General features: G+C 56.0%; 13 protein-coding genes. 1 reads left to right on the forward strand and 12 read right to left on the reverse strand.

Going from position 1 to position 17,590, the window contains the following annotated elements:
• Window position 1: 1 nt before the first annotated feature.
• From DL346_RS21255 to DL346_RS21310, 12 genes are all read right to left on the reverse strand, one after another.
• On the reverse strand, window positions 2-868 hold the full coding sequence (locus tag DL346_RS21255; protein WP_112884379.1) for a hypothetical protein: 867 nt from the start codon (window positions 866-868) through the stop codon (window positions 2-4).
• Complete coding sequence (locus tag DL346_RS21260) at window positions 865-3,276, reverse strand: GH116 family glycosyl-hydrolase (RefSeq protein WP_112884380.1); 2,412 nt, start codon at window positions 3,274-3,276, stop codon at window positions 865-867. Before DL346_RS21260 ends, DL346_RS21255 begins: the two co-directional genes overlap by 4 nt.
• Entirely contained in the window at window positions 3,269-4,246 is a 978-nt protein-coding gene (locus tag DL346_RS21265; protein WP_112884381.1) for a Gfo/Idh/MocA family protein, read from the reverse strand. Before DL346_RS21265 ends, DL346_RS21260 begins: the two co-directional genes overlap by 8 nt.
• Window positions 4,243-5,280, reverse strand: a complete 1,038-nt coding sequence (locus DL346_RS21270; protein ID WP_112884382.1) for a Gfo/Idh/MocA family protein — start codon at window positions 5,278-5,280, stop codon at window positions 4,243-4,245. Before DL346_RS21270 ends, DL346_RS21265 begins: the two co-directional genes overlap by 4 nt.
• Window positions 5,277-7,793 (reverse strand): GH116 family glycosyl-hydrolase, encoded by a 2,517-nt coding sequence (locus DL346_RS21275; RefSeq protein WP_165822611.1) that lies wholly within the window; start codon window positions 7,791-7,793, stop codon window positions 5,277-5,279. The genes DL346_RS21270 and DL346_RS21275 overlap by 4 nt, the downstream gene beginning before the upstream one ends.
• A gap of 13 nt (window positions 7,794-7,806) precedes the next feature.
• On the reverse strand, window positions 7,807-8,670 hold the full coding sequence (locus DL346_RS21280) for a carbon-nitrogen hydrolase family protein (RefSeq protein WP_165822612.1): 864 nt from the start codon (window positions 8,668-8,670) through the stop codon (window positions 7,807-7,809).
• A complete protein-coding gene (locus tag DL346_RS21285; RefSeq protein ID WP_112884385.1) occupies window positions 8,663-9,229 on the reverse strand; it encodes a HEAT repeat domain-containing protein in 567 nt (188 codons plus the stop codon). Before DL346_RS21285 ends, DL346_RS21280 begins: the two co-directional genes overlap by 8 nt.
• A gap of 3 nt (window positions 9,230-9,232) precedes the next feature.
• Entirely contained in the window at window positions 9,233-11,503 is a 2,271-nt protein-coding gene (locus DL346_RS21290) for a hypothetical protein (protein WP_133257554.1), read from the reverse strand.
• A 17-nt stretch (window positions 11,504-11,520) separates the two neighbouring features.
• Entirely contained in the window at window positions 11,521-12,372 is an 852-nt protein-coding gene (locus DL346_RS21295; protein WP_112884387.1) for a carbohydrate ABC transporter permease, read from the reverse strand.
• Window positions 12,373-12,376: 4 nt separating this feature from the next.
• Window positions 12,377-13,306 (reverse strand): carbohydrate ABC transporter permease, encoded by a 930-nt coding sequence (locus DL346_RS21300; protein ID WP_112884388.1) that lies wholly within the window; start codon window positions 13,304-13,306, stop codon window positions 12,377-12,379.
• A gap of 98 nt (window positions 13,307-13,404) precedes the next feature.
• Window positions 13,405-15,156 carry an ABC transporter substrate-binding protein gene (locus DL346_RS21305; RefSeq protein WP_112884389.1) on the reverse strand — a complete coding sequence of 584 codons (1,752 nt, stop codon included), beginning with the start codon at window positions 15,154-15,156 and terminating at the stop codon, window positions 13,405-13,407.
• Between the two features lie 33 nt (window positions 15,157-15,189).
• Window positions 15,190-16,086: an AraC family transcriptional regulator gene (locus tag DL346_RS21310; protein WP_112884390.1), complete on the reverse strand. Its 897-nt coding sequence runs from the start codon at window positions 16,084-16,086 to the stop codon at window positions 15,190-15,192.
• 294 nt (window positions 16,087-16,380) lie between these two features.
• Here DL346_RS21310 and DL346_RS21315 point away from each other — a divergent pair, with 294 nt between their 5' ends.
• Entirely contained in the window at window positions 16,381-17,403 is a 1,023-nt protein-coding gene (locus DL346_RS21315; protein WP_112884391.1) for an LLM class flavin-dependent oxidoreductase, read from the forward strand.
• The last annotated feature ends 187 nt before the right edge of the window (window positions 17,404-17,590 follow it).

A 17,590-nucleotide genomic window follows, 5' to 3' on the forward strand; every position in this document is an offset into this window, starting at 1 on the left:
GTCATCTTGTATGGGCAGGCGTGCACGCCAGCTTAAATTCGCGGCGGTACTCGATCCGCTCGCCGGGCTGCAATTCTATGCTATTGAACGATTCCACGCTGAGCGCATGGGGACATCCCCATACGGCTACCTTGGAAGGCACGAACCAGTCGATTTCCAGGAAGCCGCCGATGTCCTCATAATGGATGCAGAGTTCAAATACGTCGTCATCCCCGGCAGCCGGCTCCGCCCGAAAATAGAAGGGCTCCTTCGGAGCATCCGTAAATCGAAGCTGTCCGTCAGCTTCTTGTATGAAAGGAGGCAGCCTATCGGAATCCACGGCCGCGTCCATTTGAAACGAATATCCGGACCCGATCGGCTGCTGCTGAATGGCGATGAAATTATGGACGTACTCCTCGGTATGGATCGTTTTGGAGCCCAGGTTAACGAGCGTATAGTCGATGACAACGCCATCACCGGTCAGCGTAAACGTTCGCGAGATCCGCAGTCGGCGGCCGTCCGCTTCTTGGCCGTCCGAACTCAGGGTAACCGATGCCGGGCCATGCTGCACCACCTCGAACGCATCCGGAAGACACTCATATTGCTTGTGGAAAATATAGCTTTCCGACTCCTTCTTCAATAAGCCGACGCCGGGTTTGACGAACCAGTCTCCGATCTCGGTTTCCTCGAAGCCCAACGGGGCAAACTCGGAGCAGAGTCCGGCGCCGCCGGTTCCGATCGGCCGATCCGGAAACTCATGGGCAGCAAACGAGATCTCATTGCAGCTAATGGCATACAGATAAGCGGAACGGTCGAATCGCGTACCCTTATAGTGCTCTCCCGGTGTATCCAGCCGTACCTCGATCTGGTCATTCGATAATCGGATCATGCGCCGCCTCTCACCTCGATTCCTTCGCTTGTGCCGTATAGCGTTTCGAGATTCCGTACGAGCTCGCCTTCAGCGTTCAGCTTCTGCCTGTAGATGCCCCAGCCCTTGGAATGGCTGAAGAAGCAGGAGAAGTCCGCTTGGTTCACCTTCGGGTCGAAGCCGATCCAGCCATTGCCGAGATCGTAGCGGTAGCCGGATAACGAAGTCAGCAGCATCCAGCTAGCCATCGATCGCACGTAATGGCTGCCGGTTTCCGTTTCGTCGAACGGATTGCGGTGCCTGCCGTCGTAGCGGTCCCGAATGGCCCGGACAATTTCGATGCCTTCCTCCACATAGCCTTCCTCGATCAGATGAGACGCCGCTTGATATTCGACGCCCGTCCAAACCTCGTCGCTGTAGATGAACGGCTGGCGCGGCCTGCCGCCCTGCGGCCAGCTGCAGAGCACCAGGCCGCGTTCGCCGGGAAGCGCGTAGGAACGCTGTACATTCAAATGGGTGCTCATATCGGCTTTAAAGTTATGGCGGTAGACCGCGTGAATGGCTTTCTTGACATGCTCTTCCGGCAAAATATAGCCAAGCCCCGTTAAATGGGCGAGCATCTGGCCGAATACTTGATCGGATAAACAACCCTCGCCATACTGGTACAAATAATCGTCGGCGTTGGCGATCGACTGAACGTAACCTTCCCCGTTCCACAGCCATTCGTCCATTCGGCGAGAGCCCTGCGCGAAAGCTTGCTCGTACCGCTCCGCCAGCTGTTGGTCTCCCATGCTGCGGGCCATCTCCGAGGCGGCTTTTAACGCCGTAAAGAACAAGGAGTTCACGAGCGAATTCGGTCCGTAAAATTCGATGTCGTACGTGTTATGCTGTTCGCTGTCGAGCACGAAGTCCCCATCGGAATCCCAATACTTGAACGCGAATTCAAGCGCCTGAACCGCTTTGGGCCAGAGCCCGGCAAGAAGGCCGCTGTCGCCCGACAGCTTCCAATCGCGGTACAACCGGATGATTACGCCTAACTGGCCGTCAGCCGCGGGATGGTAGTCCCACTTCGGCAGGCCGAAGACCTGATGCGTGCGGAACGCCATTCTGCCTTCCTCGTCGGTTTCGAGCAGCAGCTCCGTTCTCCGCAGCGAATGCTCCAGCTCGGGATATAAGAAGGCAGCCGTCTGGGCGTAGTTCCAAACATGCGTGCAGCTCCCCTCGCAGCAGCCCTCCGATGCGAAGCAGCCCTCCCACGTGAGGAACGTGCCATCCTCCAGAACGAAGCAGGTCGGGCTGCGCAGCACGGTAATGTTGCTGGCAATCGCGTCAATGGATTCGCCCGGCAGCGTAGAGCCGTATAGCGCCTCGGCAAACGCGCTTGAGTAAAGCGCCAGCCGCTGCCGCTCCTTATAGAAATACGAAGCGACCTCCCAGGCGTCGGCAAACGACTTGGCATAGTGGTTTCTTACAACCGCAGGCGTCCCGTCTTCATTCGTAACCGGCCAATCCGAGCCCCAGCCCTTGCTCCGGTTCGGATAATGCCAGGCCATCACGAACTCGAAGGCTTCCTCCGCATGAGGCTCAATCGTTTTATAGAGGCCAAGCGAACCGATATATTCCTCCCTTTCGGGCGGAAGCTGCTTGGCCGAGTATTCGGGCTCCGGCTCCAGCCGGCCGTCCTCGCTCAAATCCCGCCAAAATTGCTCCAGACCGTCCCAATTGCCGCGATTCAGCCACTTGCGGGTATACGTAACCTGCCGTTCTCCCGTAACTAAGCAGAGAGAGCCTTTGTGGTGATGCGAATCGGGCAGCTCCGTATAGTACCAAAGCCCGCTGAATCGCTGCTCCGAATCCGTTCTGAATTCGCTGATACCGGGTGCGGCATAGCGGATGGACTCCCATCGTTCCTTCTCGAAATGCGCCGCTCCCGCCACGTTCGGCAAATTGCCGGTCACCGTTACTTCAACCGGCTCATTGCCATGATTGATGACCTTATAGCGAATCGAAAAGCACGGCAGCGATGAGTCTTTCAAATTGAGCGGAATAAATGGGGGATATGCCTCAAGAGCCACCTTGACAGGCAGCTCCGGATCTTCGAATTCAACATGGACATAAGGATAATTCGCCCACAGCTGCGCGGATTTCAGCCGCGGCAGCCCTGCCGCTTCTTTTGTCCAATAGCCGTGCGTGCGGGTGAAAGGAGGCTTCAGCTCGCTCTCCAGCACGCGGGTCACGACCTTCCCCTTGGCGTCCTTGATATAGATGGTAAAGAAGAAATAGGGAAGCACGTTCCCTTTCCCCGGCTTGTTAAACAGCTCCGCATCCTTGAATTGGCCGCGCGAGCCGATCGAGATGTTGCCCGTTCCGATTCCGCCTAGCAGAAAAGCCGTCTCTGTCGCCTGATCCGAAAAAACGCGTCTATACATCAATAAACTCCCCTTGCCGCTCAGCTGATTCTCTTGCTCCCAGAATGACCCGAAGCGCTCTTGCTTCCGTTTCCACGGGCAGGAGCGCTATGGATTGACCGCTGACTTCCATAATAAACGAATGAAAATGGGACAGCCGTCTATCCGGCGAAGGCTCGATATTCGCGATGCCTTCATCATTCACGATGCGGACCTGCCGGCCGCCGTCCAAGCACTCGATATAACCCTTTGTACCGAAGATCCGCAGCTGGTCGTTTCCCCAAACCCCCGAGCCGGATCGGTTCAAGTAGTTCATCGACGCTTGGGCAATGCCGCCGTTCTCCAACCGCATATGCAGGCTTGCGGCCATATGCAGCCCGCCATGCGACACCGGGTTGCCCGCCTTGGTTTGCAGTGCGGATACCGCCTGGATCCGCTGCAGCGCGACCTGCTCGACCCATCGTACGGCGTGGATGCCGACCTGCAGCAGCAAGCCGCCGTCGATCCGTTCATCCTGCGGTCTCCAGTCCGCATATGGATACGATTTCTGCGCGGACACTTGTATGACTTGGCCGATCATGCCCGATGCAACCAGCTCTCTAATCTCGTCATAGGGCGACTCGTACGCGGTCGAAGCCATCTCGCGCAGCCGCAGCCGTTTGGATGCCGCCAGCTCCAGCAGCTCGTTCAGCTGCGTTTCCTCCATAACGAGCGGCTTCTCCGCATAAACATGTTTGCCGGCCATCAGCGCATCTTTAATGTCATGAAATTGCGTACCGCGAAGCGGCGAGCAGATGGAGATCACGTCGATATCATCGCGGTCTAAGAGCTGCTCCAGCCTGTCATAGCGGGCAGCTCCCCCTTCGTCGAACGTCGTCTGCCCGGCCGGAATGCAGCATATCGCCGCCAGCTCCGCCTCCGGGATATCGGAAAGCTGAGCGCCTACTTGATGACCGTTATGGCCGTACAACGCAACTCTGACCTTCTTCATCCCCGAATCACTCCCGCATCGCCGGCTTGCCGCTTCATCTGCTCGATAATCCGAATGCCGGCCACGATATCCGCATCGTAGGAGAGCGGATCCGTCCGTTCGCCTCGTACCGTTCTGTAGAACACATCCCACTGGTAACCTTCGGCCGATTCCGCTTCATACGCATCCGTCACTTGACGGCCGTCCTGAACGGCCACCACTTCCAGCCGGTTCAGCTTTTCTCCGCCGTCGTTCAGCCGAGGTCCGATGTTTCGGTAAACCGTGCCGCGCTCGAAATTGAGCGTGAACGCGCATTTGTAATACTGCTGGTCGTCTATGCAGAACGACGCGAACACGTTGCCGAGCGCACCGTTCTTGAACAAGAGATTCAATTGCGCGTTATCGGCCGTCGGTCGTCCCGTAAAGATGCGCGATTGCTGCACGCTGGCTTCCTCGATATCGCCGAAGAAACGGACAAGGTCATTGATTAAGTATATGCCCAGCCGGAAGATAGGCGCAGCCGGGCATTGCGCCGGATCATCATACCAGGAGCCGTTCGGCTGTTCGCGATAGGAGCAGGTCGTCTCCGCCCGGAAGGCAATCGGCCTGCCTAAGTCATAGCGCTCCTTCCACAATTGCACTTGGGCCAGATCGCCTTGAAGCTCGGGAGACGGTGAATTCAATTGCACCGTTAGACCGAGCGAACGGGCTTTCTCCAGTACGCGCCGCGCTTTCTCGCTGTCGATCTCGAACGGCTTCGTCGTCATGACATGCTTGCCCGCATCGAGAACGCGTTCGATCAGTTCGGCCCGGCCGATCGGGCCGGAGAACAAAGCGACTGCTTCAAAGTCCGCATCCGTGGCTGCAAGCAAATCGTCCAGCGAGCTGTAATGCGGAACCGACAGCTTGCTTCCCCATTCCGCCGCCTTCTGCTGCTGAATATCGCACACTGCGGCGATCTCGACATAAGCCTTGCCGAAGTCGGACAAGAGCTCGTTCTCAATCATCCACGACCCAAAGTTAAGCCCGACAACGGCCAGCCGAATTCGGTTCATACCGGGCTCACCTTCGTTTCTTGCGGAATGAGGGTAACGCTTGAGGCGTCACCATAAAGGACGTCGATGCGCTCGGAGATGCTTCCGTCTTTGCCCTTCTGTCGCGTATACGTCCCCCATGCTTTGCCTGTCGAGAAGAAGCATTCGAACCGGTCCAGCTCGATCGCAGGCCGGAACGAAACAACGCCTCGGACCATGTCAAAGGCAAAACCCGCCAGCGCCGCGAATACGCCGTAGCTCGCCATCGACCGGGCGTAATGATGCCCGCACTCCACCTCGTTCCACGGATTGCGGCGAACGCCGTCATGCCGGTCGCGTGCCGCCTTGACGAGCGTTAACCCTTCTTTAACGAAGCCTTCATAGATGAGATGAGTCGCCACCTGGTATTCGACGCCCGGCCATACCTCGTCGGAATATGGGAAAGGAAACCGCGTTCTGCCCCCTTCCGGCCAGGAGCACATTAACAATCCGCTCTCCTCATTCAATACATAAGTGCGCTGCGTATTATGGTGGTTTTTAAAGGAAGGCAAGAAATTATGCGTGAAAATAGCGTGCACCGCTTGCTTCACATGAGCTTCCGGCAGCACGTAGCCGAGTCCGCACAGGTGCGCAAGCGTCTGACCGAATAATTGATCGGACAAGCAGCCTATTCCGTACTGGTAGCGGTACTCGTCTACATCATCCATTTGCTGAATATAGTAGCTTCCGTTCCAAAGCATCTCATCCATGGCCGCGCTGCCGCGTTTAAAGTAAAGCTCGTAGCCGGCCGCGCTTTGCTCGTCGCCCATGAAGCGCGCCATCTCGGCTCCGGCCTTCAGCGCCGCATAGAACAAAGAGCTTACCAGCGAATTATGGCCTTTAAACATAATATCGTAGGTCACGAATTGATCGCTGTCCGCGACGCAGTCCCCATCCTGATCCCATGTCCGGATCGAATAGTCCAGCGCCCGCTTGACGGACGGCCACAGTTCCCGCAGAAACTCATGATCGCCGCTGAATTTCCACTCCCGGTAAAACCGCACGATCGTGCCCAGCTGTCCGTCGGCCGCCGGAACATGGCCATGCGCGCCCATATTCCAAACCTTGTAGCTTCGGAAGTTCATTTTGCCGTCTTCCTCGGATTCCAGCGTAAACTCCAGCCGCCGCATGGACTGCTCCAGCTCGGGAAACAAGTAAGCGACCGTTTGCGCGTAATTCCATACATGCGAGCAGTTCCCCTCGCAGCAGCCGTCATCGTCGAAGCAGCCTTCGAAGGCCATCAACGTGCCGTCCTCCAGACGGAAGCACGTATTGCTGCGCAACACCGTGATGTTGGCCGAAACGGCATCCAGCACATAGCTCGGCATCGTCGAACCAAAGAACGATCGATGGAACAGCCGCGTCTGGCCTTCAAGCCGTTCAAGCTGCGTAAGCGTGTATTCCCCGGCCTCCCAGGCGTCCGAGAACTTGGTGGCGTAGTGGTTTTTAATAGACGGATAAGGCTGACCCTCCGGCGGGCAGCAGCCGAAGTCGGGCGTGCACTTGCCTCTGACCGCGGTGTCGTACATTCGCTTCGTCCAGCTCTTCACCCGATGCGGGAAATGCCAGCCGATCAGAAATTGGAAGGTGCGTTCTTCCCCCGCAGGGATCGTCTTATGGACGGCAAGAGAACCGATATTGCCCGGCTCGGACGTATCCACTTCCTTCTGCGTGTAGGCCGATTCCGGCTCCAGCCTGCCGTCGTCCCGGAAATCGTCCCAGAAATCCTGCAGGCCGTCCCACCAGCCGTCATTCAACCAAGCGCGTTTATAGCTCACATCCTGCTCATCCGTCATCAAAGCCATCGTACCGTAGTAGAAGTCATCCTCTTGCAGCGTTTCCGGGCGATAAAACAAGCCTTTGACCTTATCCCCGTCCCGATACTCGTTATGCGGACGGTCGGCCGCTTGGTAATAGTCCCATGTGTGCCGGTCATAGCCTTTCAGCGATGCGAAATTCGCCAGCGAGCCAACGACGGAAACGTTCAGCGCATGCCCGGAGGTATTCTTCACCTTATAGCGGATAACGCCTGCCGGGATGCCGGAGTCATCCGCATTCAGCGGAATCAAAGGATTGAAGCTTTCCATCGTCACTTCGATCGGGAGCTCGTCATCGAACAACCGAACCTGGACGAAAGGATACTCTCCTTTCAGCTCCGAACGCTGAAACCGCGGAATCCCGCCTACTTTATAATCCACGAAGCCATGCGAGCCATCATATGGAGGCAGGATCTGCCCTTCCAGCACTTTGGATACGGCGGCAGAAGCCGGAGCCCCTTCCTCTTGAACGCGTATCGCGAAGAACGTATTGGGCAAATAATTCCCTTTGCCTGCTCCGTTAAAGATTTCCCAGTCCTTCAGCTGTCCCCGCTGGCCGACGGTAAAGGTTCCCGTACCGATTCCCCCGACCAGAAACCCGGCCAAAGCCGCTTGAGGACCGTAGCTTCGCTGCGGTCCGAAATCCAGCAATCGATCATCCGTAAATACGTTCGACACTCGTATCATCTCCCTAGAAATTCAGCTCCGCGCAAGCGAAGGATGGCTGCTGATAGTCGATAATCGGTTGATCCGGCATATAGGCCAGCACCTCGCCGCGCGCGGACACGATGCTGCCCGAGCCGCCGTGATACCGGCTGCGCCCGTCGAAGCCCCCCATATTGACGGCTAGCACGGCCCTCTTATTTTGCAAGCATTCGATGGCGCCGCTCTGGGGGAAGCTGTTTCGCTGGAGCATCTCCTTATACTTCCGGATGCCCTCTTCCGTCTCCAGCTCGGCGGCCGACAGCCGCTGGCTGCGCTCGCCGCCCGCTCCGACAGGCAGCATGACCAGTTCGACGCCTTCTCTCCGGAGAATGGCGTTTAGGTCCCGGACGCCCAAGTCCGCGCAAATGACAATCGCGCAATGAACGCCATTAATCGTAAATGTCATGAAATGCTCCATGCCGGGCGGCACGTGGCCGATTTCCTCGGTATCGTCATAATACAGCGCGACGCCCGGCTCCAGCGGCGCTTCGGCCGGCGTTGCGCGATGCTTGCGCTGCGAGACAAACCGGCCGTCCGGATAGACCGCGTAATGGGCGATATGCAGCCTTCCGCCATTGTTTTCCACGTAGCCGGCCGTGACGACCACGCCTGCGTCGCCGGCAATTCGAGCCAGCGATTCATAGATTCGGCCTTCTCCCGGCACCTCTGCAAGCGCCAGAACCTCCGGGTAACCGCCATAGCCGGTAGCGCTCATCTCCGGCGTCACTAGAAAATGACAGCCGTTCCATTGCGCCCGCTCGGCCAAGTCTGCGATTTGTGCCAGGTTGTCGTTTAAGAAGCCGGGCTTCGAGCAGGTGGAGCCGATGGCGGCGCGTATGGACTTAGCCATTGGACAGCACTCCCATCGCTTTAACCGCTTCGACCCGCGTACACCACTCGTCATAGGCCGCCGCTTCCTTACAGTAAGGGAGGCTGCTTGGGCCGCCCACCTTCCCAAGCGCCCGTACCGCAGCCGCTTTCACCGTCGCATCCTGATTGGCATCCTGAATGTAGCCGTGCAGCTTGTCGATTAGCCGTTCATTAGCCTCTCCGATGCTATAGATGGCGAACAGAACCGCCTGCTTGACCCGGCCCCTCGTTTTCCACGCTTCCTGCGTGGCTTCATCGGCCGGCACGGGGAAGACCACTTGAAACGGCTTCACCTGCTCGGCCAAGCTCGTGTCGCCATCCACGCCCACAAATTCGGTTACCGGCTGCGTGAACAACGGACGGGCATCCTCGATCGCCAGCATCTCTTCAAGCGCGTCTATGTAATCTGCATCCTGCCGTTCTCCGATGGCAACCGCGGCCGCGAACCGGACTCTCCACTCCGGATCTACGGCCAGCCTCTTCAATTCATCGGAACTGCACGTGAAACAAGCTTCCATTTGCTCGTAGCAGCTACTCATCTCCTATTCCCCCATCCGCTTGTAAGGCCAGCGGTACTCCTTCTGATTCGTCGTGACCGCAATCTCCGAACCGTCGAATGTCGCGCCAAGCACGATCTCTTCCTCGCACGGATAGCAGACGGCAACGCCGCCGTTTAGGCCCATGGTTCCGTCCCCTTTGCCTTCATAATGACTGATCGGCACGTCGCAGCGGATAATCACTTCAACCTGCTGCCGCTCCTCAAGCTGCTGCGGCACGGCAATCGTCGGCGCGAGCAGCAGGGACTGATACCCGGAAAGTTCGATCTCGTGTCCATCGATCCAGCATTTCGGATTGTGCATCCCTCTCGGCAGCTGAAGCCACGCTTTGCCCGGCTGCTTCCGGACGGTCTTCGAATACCACCACCGTTTCACAATGGGCAGCGGACACTCCATGTATGCGGGTAATTGAAACGGCACGACGGCTTCGGGCGAGGCGAGCTTTATCCGTGCTTCCTCCACATCGAGCGTCTCCGACGGATCATGGATGACTTGCCAATCCGCCTCGAATTCTTCGGCTTTAAACGCCCGGGACATGAAGGCGATAAACAACCGGCTGCCCGATTCTCCATTGAAATCGACAAGCAGCGTTTCCGGGTCCATTGGATAGTAATAGATAGCGCCTTTGATCGATTCCGATTTCACCGTCGTTTGTCCGGCCAAATCGATCAAATGCAGGGTTACGCCCTCGGACGTTCGAATCTTGAATCCGAGCCCGGTATCGACGGCACCCGGCCTGAGTACAAAACGCGACGTGAATGTATGCGTCCCGCCGAATGAGGCCAGATCCTCGATGATAAAGAAGCGGTCCGCGCCGACCGAGCTGCGCCGGCGTACTTGAATGGCATCCTCAAAACGTTCCCGGTACAACGCTGTGACATCGGCCCCTATCCCGTCCTGCAGCTCATCCGGCCGCAGCGGAAAGTGCTGCGGGTACGACTCGTTCGCCCGCAGACCTTCCCATCCGTCGACAAGCAGGATGGAGTGGGCGCCGCCGCAGCCGTCCCCATAGTTGTAGCGCGTGATCTCGCCGACGCTGTGAACCGTCTCGCGCCACGTGTCGCTGAATTGAAACCGCGGACTGTTCACGATCGCGCCGTCCAGCGTTAACGGGACCCCATACGCATTCAGCAGGACGGCGTTCGGGTTCACATGCGAGCGGGTCGGAATGACCGGCTCGGATTCGTCCCACATCTGCATGAGATAGAAATCGTTCCCCTGTGCCGTCAATACGCCGCCGACATCCGGCTCGAACCAAGCGAAGCTGATGTTCTCCGCCAGCATTTCATCTTCCGGCCACCAGATAAAGCTCCAGACCAAATCATCGTAAGCCCAGCCGACGCCGATGTCATACGACCACACGGCGTCCTTAAGCAGGATACGCTTGTACAATTCATCGCCGGTTTGGCGCAGCGCATAGGCGATCGGAGCACGGACGCCGTATTGGTAACCGTAATTGTCCCAAGGAAGAAGCAGCCCGCCGGGCATCCACTCCCTTGCCGTCATGCGGAGGATCTGCTCCGGCGTGATATCATTCGGCGCGAACGGCTTCCAAAACAAGTCCCTCTCGCCGGTCAGAAGATCCAGCAGCTCGATGACCAACGGGATGGCTGGCCCGATTACGCAGTCCATGTAAGAGCTGCCCTCTCCGGTATAGCCGGAGGCAGGAATGCCGCCGATAATGCCGGGCAAGCGTCTGAGCCCTTCCTCCAGCATTTTTTCCGCCATCCTGGACGGCTTCTCCCCCGCCGCAAACAGGTAGCCGATCATGACGGTCGAGAGGCATAGCGACAGCGTCTGGTTATCGATGCATTCCGGCTCCGGCTTCGTGCGCAAGCCAAAGAAGAAGTTGGTGAAATGATAGCTGATTAAGGTCTCCCGGATTTCCGTCTCCTCGTCTTTGCTGAACGCGCCGATGGTGCAGAGCCACTGAAAGTACATCGACCACTTCGCATGCGGAAAGGCAAAGCACCAGAAATGGTACTGAAGGCCGGATGAGAAGCTCATCGGCTCCAGCTTGGCCACATAATCGAGCAGCACCTTCTTGGCACGCCGGATGTCCTCCGCATCCTCGGTCATTAACGCGACGAAAGGCGTAAACCACGGAAATTGATCCGGCGCGGTCCTCGCGCAGTTCTTGATCAACGTCCACAGCTTGCCATCCTGACGGTTCATATCAGAGGAACGTTCCCGTTCAATCACTCGCTCGCGCAGGCGGTCTAAATCATGTATTAAAAAAGGGGCTTCCTTGTTCATCGCGTCCTCCATCTCCGTTACATCTTCACCGAGCCTGACGTCAGGCCGTCAATGAAATGCCGCATCGTAAAAATAAAGAGTATCAACAGCGGAATGCATGCCAGCGTATAGCCTGCCGTCAGGACGCCCAGCTGTCCTTTGTACAGCGTCGCCAGGCGAGCCAAGCCAAGCGTAATCGGATACAGCGCGGTATTCGTCGGAATCGTAACGAGCGGCCAGATGTAATCGTTCCAAATAAACGTGAACACGTTGATGGACATCAATACGACCATCGCTCTCATCAACGGAAAGGCAAGCTCGCTGAAGATCTTCCACTCTTTCGCTCCGTCGATCCGCATCGACTCGAAGAGCTCCTTCGGCTGCTGCTCGATGAAGGTACGCATGACGAACACCCAGAACGGCATGGTCGTACCGGCGCAGAACAAGATGACCGGCAGATAGGTGTCCAGAATCCCCAAATGCAAGGCCAGCTTGTACGACGGGATCAAATTCGCAACGCCGGGAATCAGCATCTTCAAGAAGAAGATAGCAAACAGCAAGTTTTTGAACGGAAAGCGGAGACGCGCAAACGCGTATCCGGCCAACGAAGCCAAGAACACGGACAGCACGACCGAGATGATGGCCATCATAAAGCTGTTGCCGACCAGCGGCCATATTTCGCGAAAGGCTTTCGCATAATTGTCGTAATGGAACGGACTTTTGATTTTGAACAATTCGAAAATGATCTGCTTTTGCGTTTTTAGCGACATTTGCAGCATGAGGAGAAAAGGAAAGAAGAGTAAGATGCAGGTAATAATGAGCGTCGCATGCTTCAGCAGCTCCGCCCAGCCAAGCCTTCTCAGGAAGGGCTTCGTTGTCGCATGTTCCATAGCGTTAGTCCTCCTTGCTCTTGATGAATTTAATCGATACCCAAGAAAGCAGAAGGCTTACCGCGAATAGAACGATGCTGATTGCGGCCGCGTCCCCGTACCGTTGGGACTTGAATGCCAGCTGATACATATAGAGCCCCGGCACGAGCGTGGAGAAAGCCGGCCCGCCGTTTGTCATGATCATTTGCAGCGTATAACCGGTAACGCCCGCCGTAATCGCTCCGATCAAGTTCAGTTTGAATTGTCCGAGAATAAGCGGAAACTCGAGCGCGAAGAACTTTTTCACCGGGCCGACGCCATCCAGCTCGGATACCTCCCAGATCGAGGAATCCACGGCCTGTAGCCCGCCGATATAGATCAGCACGGCGCCCGTCGTGACCCATGGGAAGCCCATGAAGAGCAGCGACCAGATCGCGAGGTCCGCGTCGCCCAGCCAAACCCCGCGGAGCGATTCCAAGCCAATCAGCTTCAAAAACTGGTTCAGGAAGCCGAACTGCGGATTGTAGATGTACTGCCACATGAGAAGGCCGACGATAAACGGAATGACCATCGGAATGCAGAAAAGGACCCGATAGACGTATTTCGCTTTGCTGTTCCGCACGCGGAACAGCACAACGCTCGCAATGATGGTCGGAAACATGAGCACCAAGCCGCCGATCACGAAGATCGTCATGTTCTTCATCGACTTCAGGAACAACTCGTCATGCGCAAACAAATCGATAAAATTTTGAATGCCGACGAAGATCGGCGTATCATAGCCGTTCCAATCGTAGAAGGCCATGAGCACGCCGTCAAAGGTCGGGTACCAGTCGAACAGGATGCAAAAAAAGGCCGCCGGCAGCACGAAAAGCAATCCCATTGCCGTTTCGGTCCGATTCTTCCCTCGTTGGAAGTAGTCAGAGAGTTTCATCTTCGGTTTGCGCGTCGTTATCAAGAAAAAAGCCCCTTTTTACGGGAAAAATCCGGATCCGCAAGCTTCCGAATTTTTCCCGTTTCAATATTCACTTCATGTTCTTGTTAGATCGGCGTTCCTTATTTGCCCGCTTTAACAGCTTCCGCGTAGAGCACTTTAGCGATTTTCAACGTCTTAATATCGTTATCCAGCGCTTGCTTCAGCGCGTCATCTTGAGCGGCCTTTAACGACTCTTCCTTCGCGGCGATTTGCGCCTGAATGGCGTCAGGTTCCGCCGAATACCAGTCGACGACATTCTTCTTCGCGTCTTTTGCCGTAGCTTCAATTAATTGCTGAACCGTCTTCTTGCCTTGGACATATTCTTGAACATAGCCAGGCCACGTGCCGCCGGCCCATTCAATAATCATGTGGCCATAGATTTCATTGCTTGTTTTATCCGCTTCAAGCGGGAACACCCAGCCCATCAGCTCTTCCGGGTTCTTTACGTCTTTGGTAGGCGAGAACGAGTTGGCGATTTCGACGTACTTGTTTTGCTCATCCTTGCTTGTAAAGAATTGCAGGAAGTCCGCAACGGCAGCAAGACGATCAGGGTCATTGCCCGCTTTCTTCTTGTTCACGCCGAAGCCGTCTTTATACTGGCCGTCCGCTTTCGGGAACTTGCCTGTCGCGAACTGCGTGTTTTCCTTCGTCAGCAGCGGCGGCAGGAACACGTCGAATTCGAACATGCCTTCCGTATTGGTTTCGATATCCTTCTTGCTTCCGATGTGCGCCTGCATCATCGCGACGCGTCCCGTGTAGAACAGCTGCGACGATTCCGCCGAAGACTGCTGCTCGAAGCCAGCCTGATACAAGCCGTGAACCTCGCTGTACAGACGCATCATGTCATCGTAGTACTTTTGCATGTCGCCCTTATAGTCCAGCCAGCCATGCGTGATCGCATAGGAGATTTTGGACCACAGCAGCGAATCCCCTTGCACGTAAGCCGCATTCGGATCCAGGCCTTGTCCCTCTGCGCCGAAATCAACCTTGGCAAACTGGTCGTCGAACAGATCCGCGCCGAATTGTCCCCCGATCATGCTGAGCGCCCAGCCATAGTGCTCGCTGTCGGATGCCATCGCCGTGAAATCGGAGTCGACGTTCTTCTTGCCCCATTCCTGCACGAGCTTGGCGTTCGCTATGAAATCGCTCCAGGTCCACGTCTTCGGATCGCTTGTAATGCCCGCTTGCTGGAAGTAATCTTTGTTGTACACGATCGGCTGAGCGACATAGTAGTTCGGGTTCGTATCGCTCGGCACGAACAGAACGGCGCCGAACTTATTGGACGCTTTCGCCGAGGTGAACGCGTTCTTTTCCCCGATAAACGTATCGTACCAAGTCGCTTCGCCCGCATAGGCCGATTTCTTCTCCATAAGCGGACCCAAATCAACCAATTTGTCCATGTTCTTGATCTGGTCGATCATCCAAGGCTGCAGCTGCGCGATATCGATCGCCGTATCGCTGTCCAGCTCCAGGTTGGCGTTCAGCTTGTCGATATACCCATCGAGCGGCTGCTCAACGAACTCGACCTTAATCTCGGGGTGTACTTTCATATAGTCATCGGCAATCGCCCGATAACCTTTACCGAAGGAGCTTTCTTCACCGAACTGCCAGGTCATGATGCGAATGGTCATGTCCTTGAACTTAGGCTGCTCCTCGGCCGGAGCTGCGGCATCTTCCGTATTGGCGGGCGTATTGGCAGACTCTTGTTGATTCGCAGCGGTTTGATCCGTTTTGTTATTGGATCCGCTTTCATTATTGGAACAAGCAGATAAAACGGCGACGATGAACATCATGACAACAGCCAGCAGACTAACAGCTTTTTTGGTGGTCATTTCCAGATCTCCCCTTACCGTATTTGTATATAGTCATAGTTTAGCTTGGCGCGGTAGGTACGTCTTATCATTTCGAGAACTCGTTTCGCGATTCTGGAACCTTCTGCTTCGATCTTCATCGGTATCAAACATTTGGCGGAAATGGTTAGGGGACATGTTCACGATATTTTTGAAATTCCGGTAAAAGGTCGACAGCGTTTCGTACCCCACCTCGAATACGATGGATACGATATCTTTATCGGTCTCGACGAGCATTTTCTTCGCCGCCTCGACCCGGATTTCCGATAAATATTGCGTTGGGGTAATGCCATAACGGGTTTTGAAAATATCATTCACGTAACGAACGGTAATGCCGAGCTTCTCGGCGATATCCTCGGTGCTCAATTTCTCGAAGTAGTGGGTGTCCATATAATTGCGAATTCGTTCCGCACGCAAATAATTCGAGTCGGTCACGTCGGATGACTGCCTGCTTCTCGCTAAAATCAGCAGCAGCTCCTGCAAATAAAGCTTAGTGGCGATTTCATACATGGGGTGTTGGAGTTGATGCTCGAACAGCATTTTGCGAAGCAGCTGCCTGATCTCGCTTCCGGCAAGCGGATTGACCTCAAGGAGCGAGGATGAAGGGAACTGGACGGAAAGCAGCTCGTCCAGCGTACGGTCCTGCAGCATGGCACCGTCAAACGCGAGTACAAGCGTCGTCAGCCTGCTTTCCGAAACAATGGCGTGATTGCAATGGGGTACGATAAATACGGCCTTGTCTTTCGACAAACGATATTTCTTCTGGTCAAGCGTTGCGGTGCCTTCGCCTTCCAGCACGTACAACAGCTGGTGAACGCGATGGTAATGCGGCTCGACAATGCTTCCGCTTTGGTGCTTGCTCTCATATAGATGCAGCCCATGGCTTGGCATATCGATCGGCTTAAAGATCATCCGTTATCCTCCTCGTTCATGCATACGCTTACAATACACTTCTGCGGCAAGCAACATCCTGCGGTAGTACCGGATTTTTCTCAGGATAACATCACTTGTCCCCCTTAACAATAATTAAATCGTCATATTGTAAACAATATTAATTTATTTTTCGTTAAAAAGGGAGTATTTGGGATATCTAGTATTTTTGGTCATATATCTGCGGTTGTTGTCGATTTGTATCGCGTGAGTGACAGCTATATAATCCACTTGTAGACTAATTTCGCCGCTGTATCATGATTAGGAGGTCATTCCATGACTCATTCCATACTGGTTCCATTATCCGTGCTGGACCTTGCCCCCGTCGTCGAGGGTGGGACGCCGGGCGACGCTTTCCGAAACACGCTTGAGCTTGCGCAGCTTGCCGAGCGGTCGGGCTACAACCGCTACTGGCTGGCGGAGCATCATAATATGGCGGGTATCGCGAGCTCCGCGACGTCGGTCGTCATCGGCTACGTCGCCGGCGGCACGAAGCGGATTCGCGTCGGCTCGGGCGGCATCATGCTGCCGAACCATGCGCCGCTCGTCATCGCCGAGCAGTTCGGCACGCTGGAGTCGATGTTTCCCGGCCGCATCGATCTCGGCCTTGGCCGGGCTCCTGGCTCCGACCAGACGACGGCCCGCGCGCTGCGGCGCGATTTGGCGACGCACGGGCAGGACTTTCCCGAGCTGTTGGCCGAGCTGCGCGCCTTCTTCCATCCGCCGGCCGATGCGGTCCGTCCCGTTCGCGCCACGCCCGGCGAGGGCTTAAACATTCCGATCTGGCTGCTCGGGTCGAGCGGCTTCAGCGCGAAGCTGGCAGGCGAGCTCGGCTTGCCGTTCTCTTTCGCGAGCCATTTTGCGCCGGAGTACTTGATGCCGGCGATTCACTTGTACCGCAGCAATTTCCGCCCGTCCGATGCGCTTGCGAAGCCTTACGTGATGATCGGCATCAATATCGTCGCCGCGGACACCGACGAGGAAGCCCGCTGGCTGGCGACATCGCAGCAGCAGCAGTTTCTCAGCCTCATCCGCGGCAATCCGGGCAAGCTGAAGCCGCCGGTCGACGATATGGATGAGCTATGGTTGCCGCATGAGCGGGAGGCGCTGCAGTCCAAGTTCAAATACGCCATTGCGGGAAGCAAGGCGACCATTGCCGCCCGCTTGCAGGAGATTCGCAGCGAAACGATGGCCGATGAGCTCATCGTGACGTCGCAGATTTACGATCATGCGGCGCGTCTGAGGTCGTATGAAATCTTGGCGGAAGCCGCCGGATTAGGCGGCAGCTCAGCGAGTTAAAAACCGCCCTTTGCATGGCCTTCTCGCGGCCAGGCAAAGGGCGGTTTTTTGCGTGACGCAGCTAACAAATCGTATAACGCTTATTTGCGCATGAAACGCGAATTCTCGATGTTAACGAACCGTAGAAGCGTTATTACAGACTCGGCGGGCATTTCTGGCGGGATTCCGCCCGAATAAGACCTCTGGA

The organism is Paenibacillus montanisoli (assembly GCF_003268025.1).
Taxonomy (GTDB): Bacteria; Bacillota; Bacilli; order Paenibacillales; family Paenibacillaceae; genus Paenibacillus_Z; species Paenibacillus_Z montanisoli.

What these genes read in the sequence shown, in the direction of transcription:
- DL346_RS21280 (WP_165822612.1), bottom strand. Translation starts at nt 8,670, where the DNA reads ATGGCTAAGTCCATACGCGCCGCCATCGGCTCCACCTGCTCGAAGCCC.
- DL346_RS21255 (WP_112884379.1), bottom strand. Translation starts at nt 868, where the DNA reads ATGATCCGATTATCGAATGACCAGATCGAGGTACGGCTGGATACACCG.
- DL346_RS21270 (WP_112884382.1), bottom strand. Translation starts at nt 5,280, where the DNA reads ATGAACCGAATTCGGCTGGCCGTTGTCGGGCTTAACTTTGGGTCGTGG.
- DL346_RS21295 (WP_112884387.1), bottom strand. Translation starts at nt 12,372, where the DNA reads ATGGAACATGCGACAACGAAGCCCTTCCTGAGAAGGCTTGGCTGGGCG.
- DL346_RS21265 (WP_112884381.1), bottom strand. Translation starts at nt 4,246, where the DNA reads ATGAAGAAGGTCAGAGTTGCGTTGTACGGCCATAACGGTCATCAAGTA.
- DL346_RS21315 (WP_112884391.1), top strand. Translation starts at nt 16,381, where the DNA reads ATGACTCATTCCATACTGGTTCCATTATCCGTGCTGGACCTTGCCCCC.
- DL346_RS21290 (WP_133257554.1), bottom strand. Translation starts at nt 11,503, where the DNA reads ATGAACAAGGAAGCCCCTTTTTTAATACATGATTTAGACCGCCTGCGC.
- DL346_RS21310 (WP_112884390.1), bottom strand. Translation starts at nt 16,086, where the DNA reads ATGATCTTTAAGCCGATCGATATGCCAAGCCATGGGCTGCATCTATAT.
- DL346_RS21260 (WP_112884380.1), bottom strand. Translation starts at nt 3,276, where the DNA reads ATGTATAGACGCGTTTTTTCGGATCAGGCGACAGAGACGGCTTTTCTG.
- DL346_RS21285 (WP_112884385.1), bottom strand. Translation starts at nt 9,229, where the DNA reads ATGAGTAGCTGCTACGAGCAAATGGAAGCTTGTTTCACGTGCAGTTCC.
- DL346_RS21305 (WP_112884389.1), bottom strand. Translation starts at nt 15,156, where the DNA reads ATGACCACCAAAAAAGCTGTTAGTCTGCTGGCTGTTGTCATGATGTTC.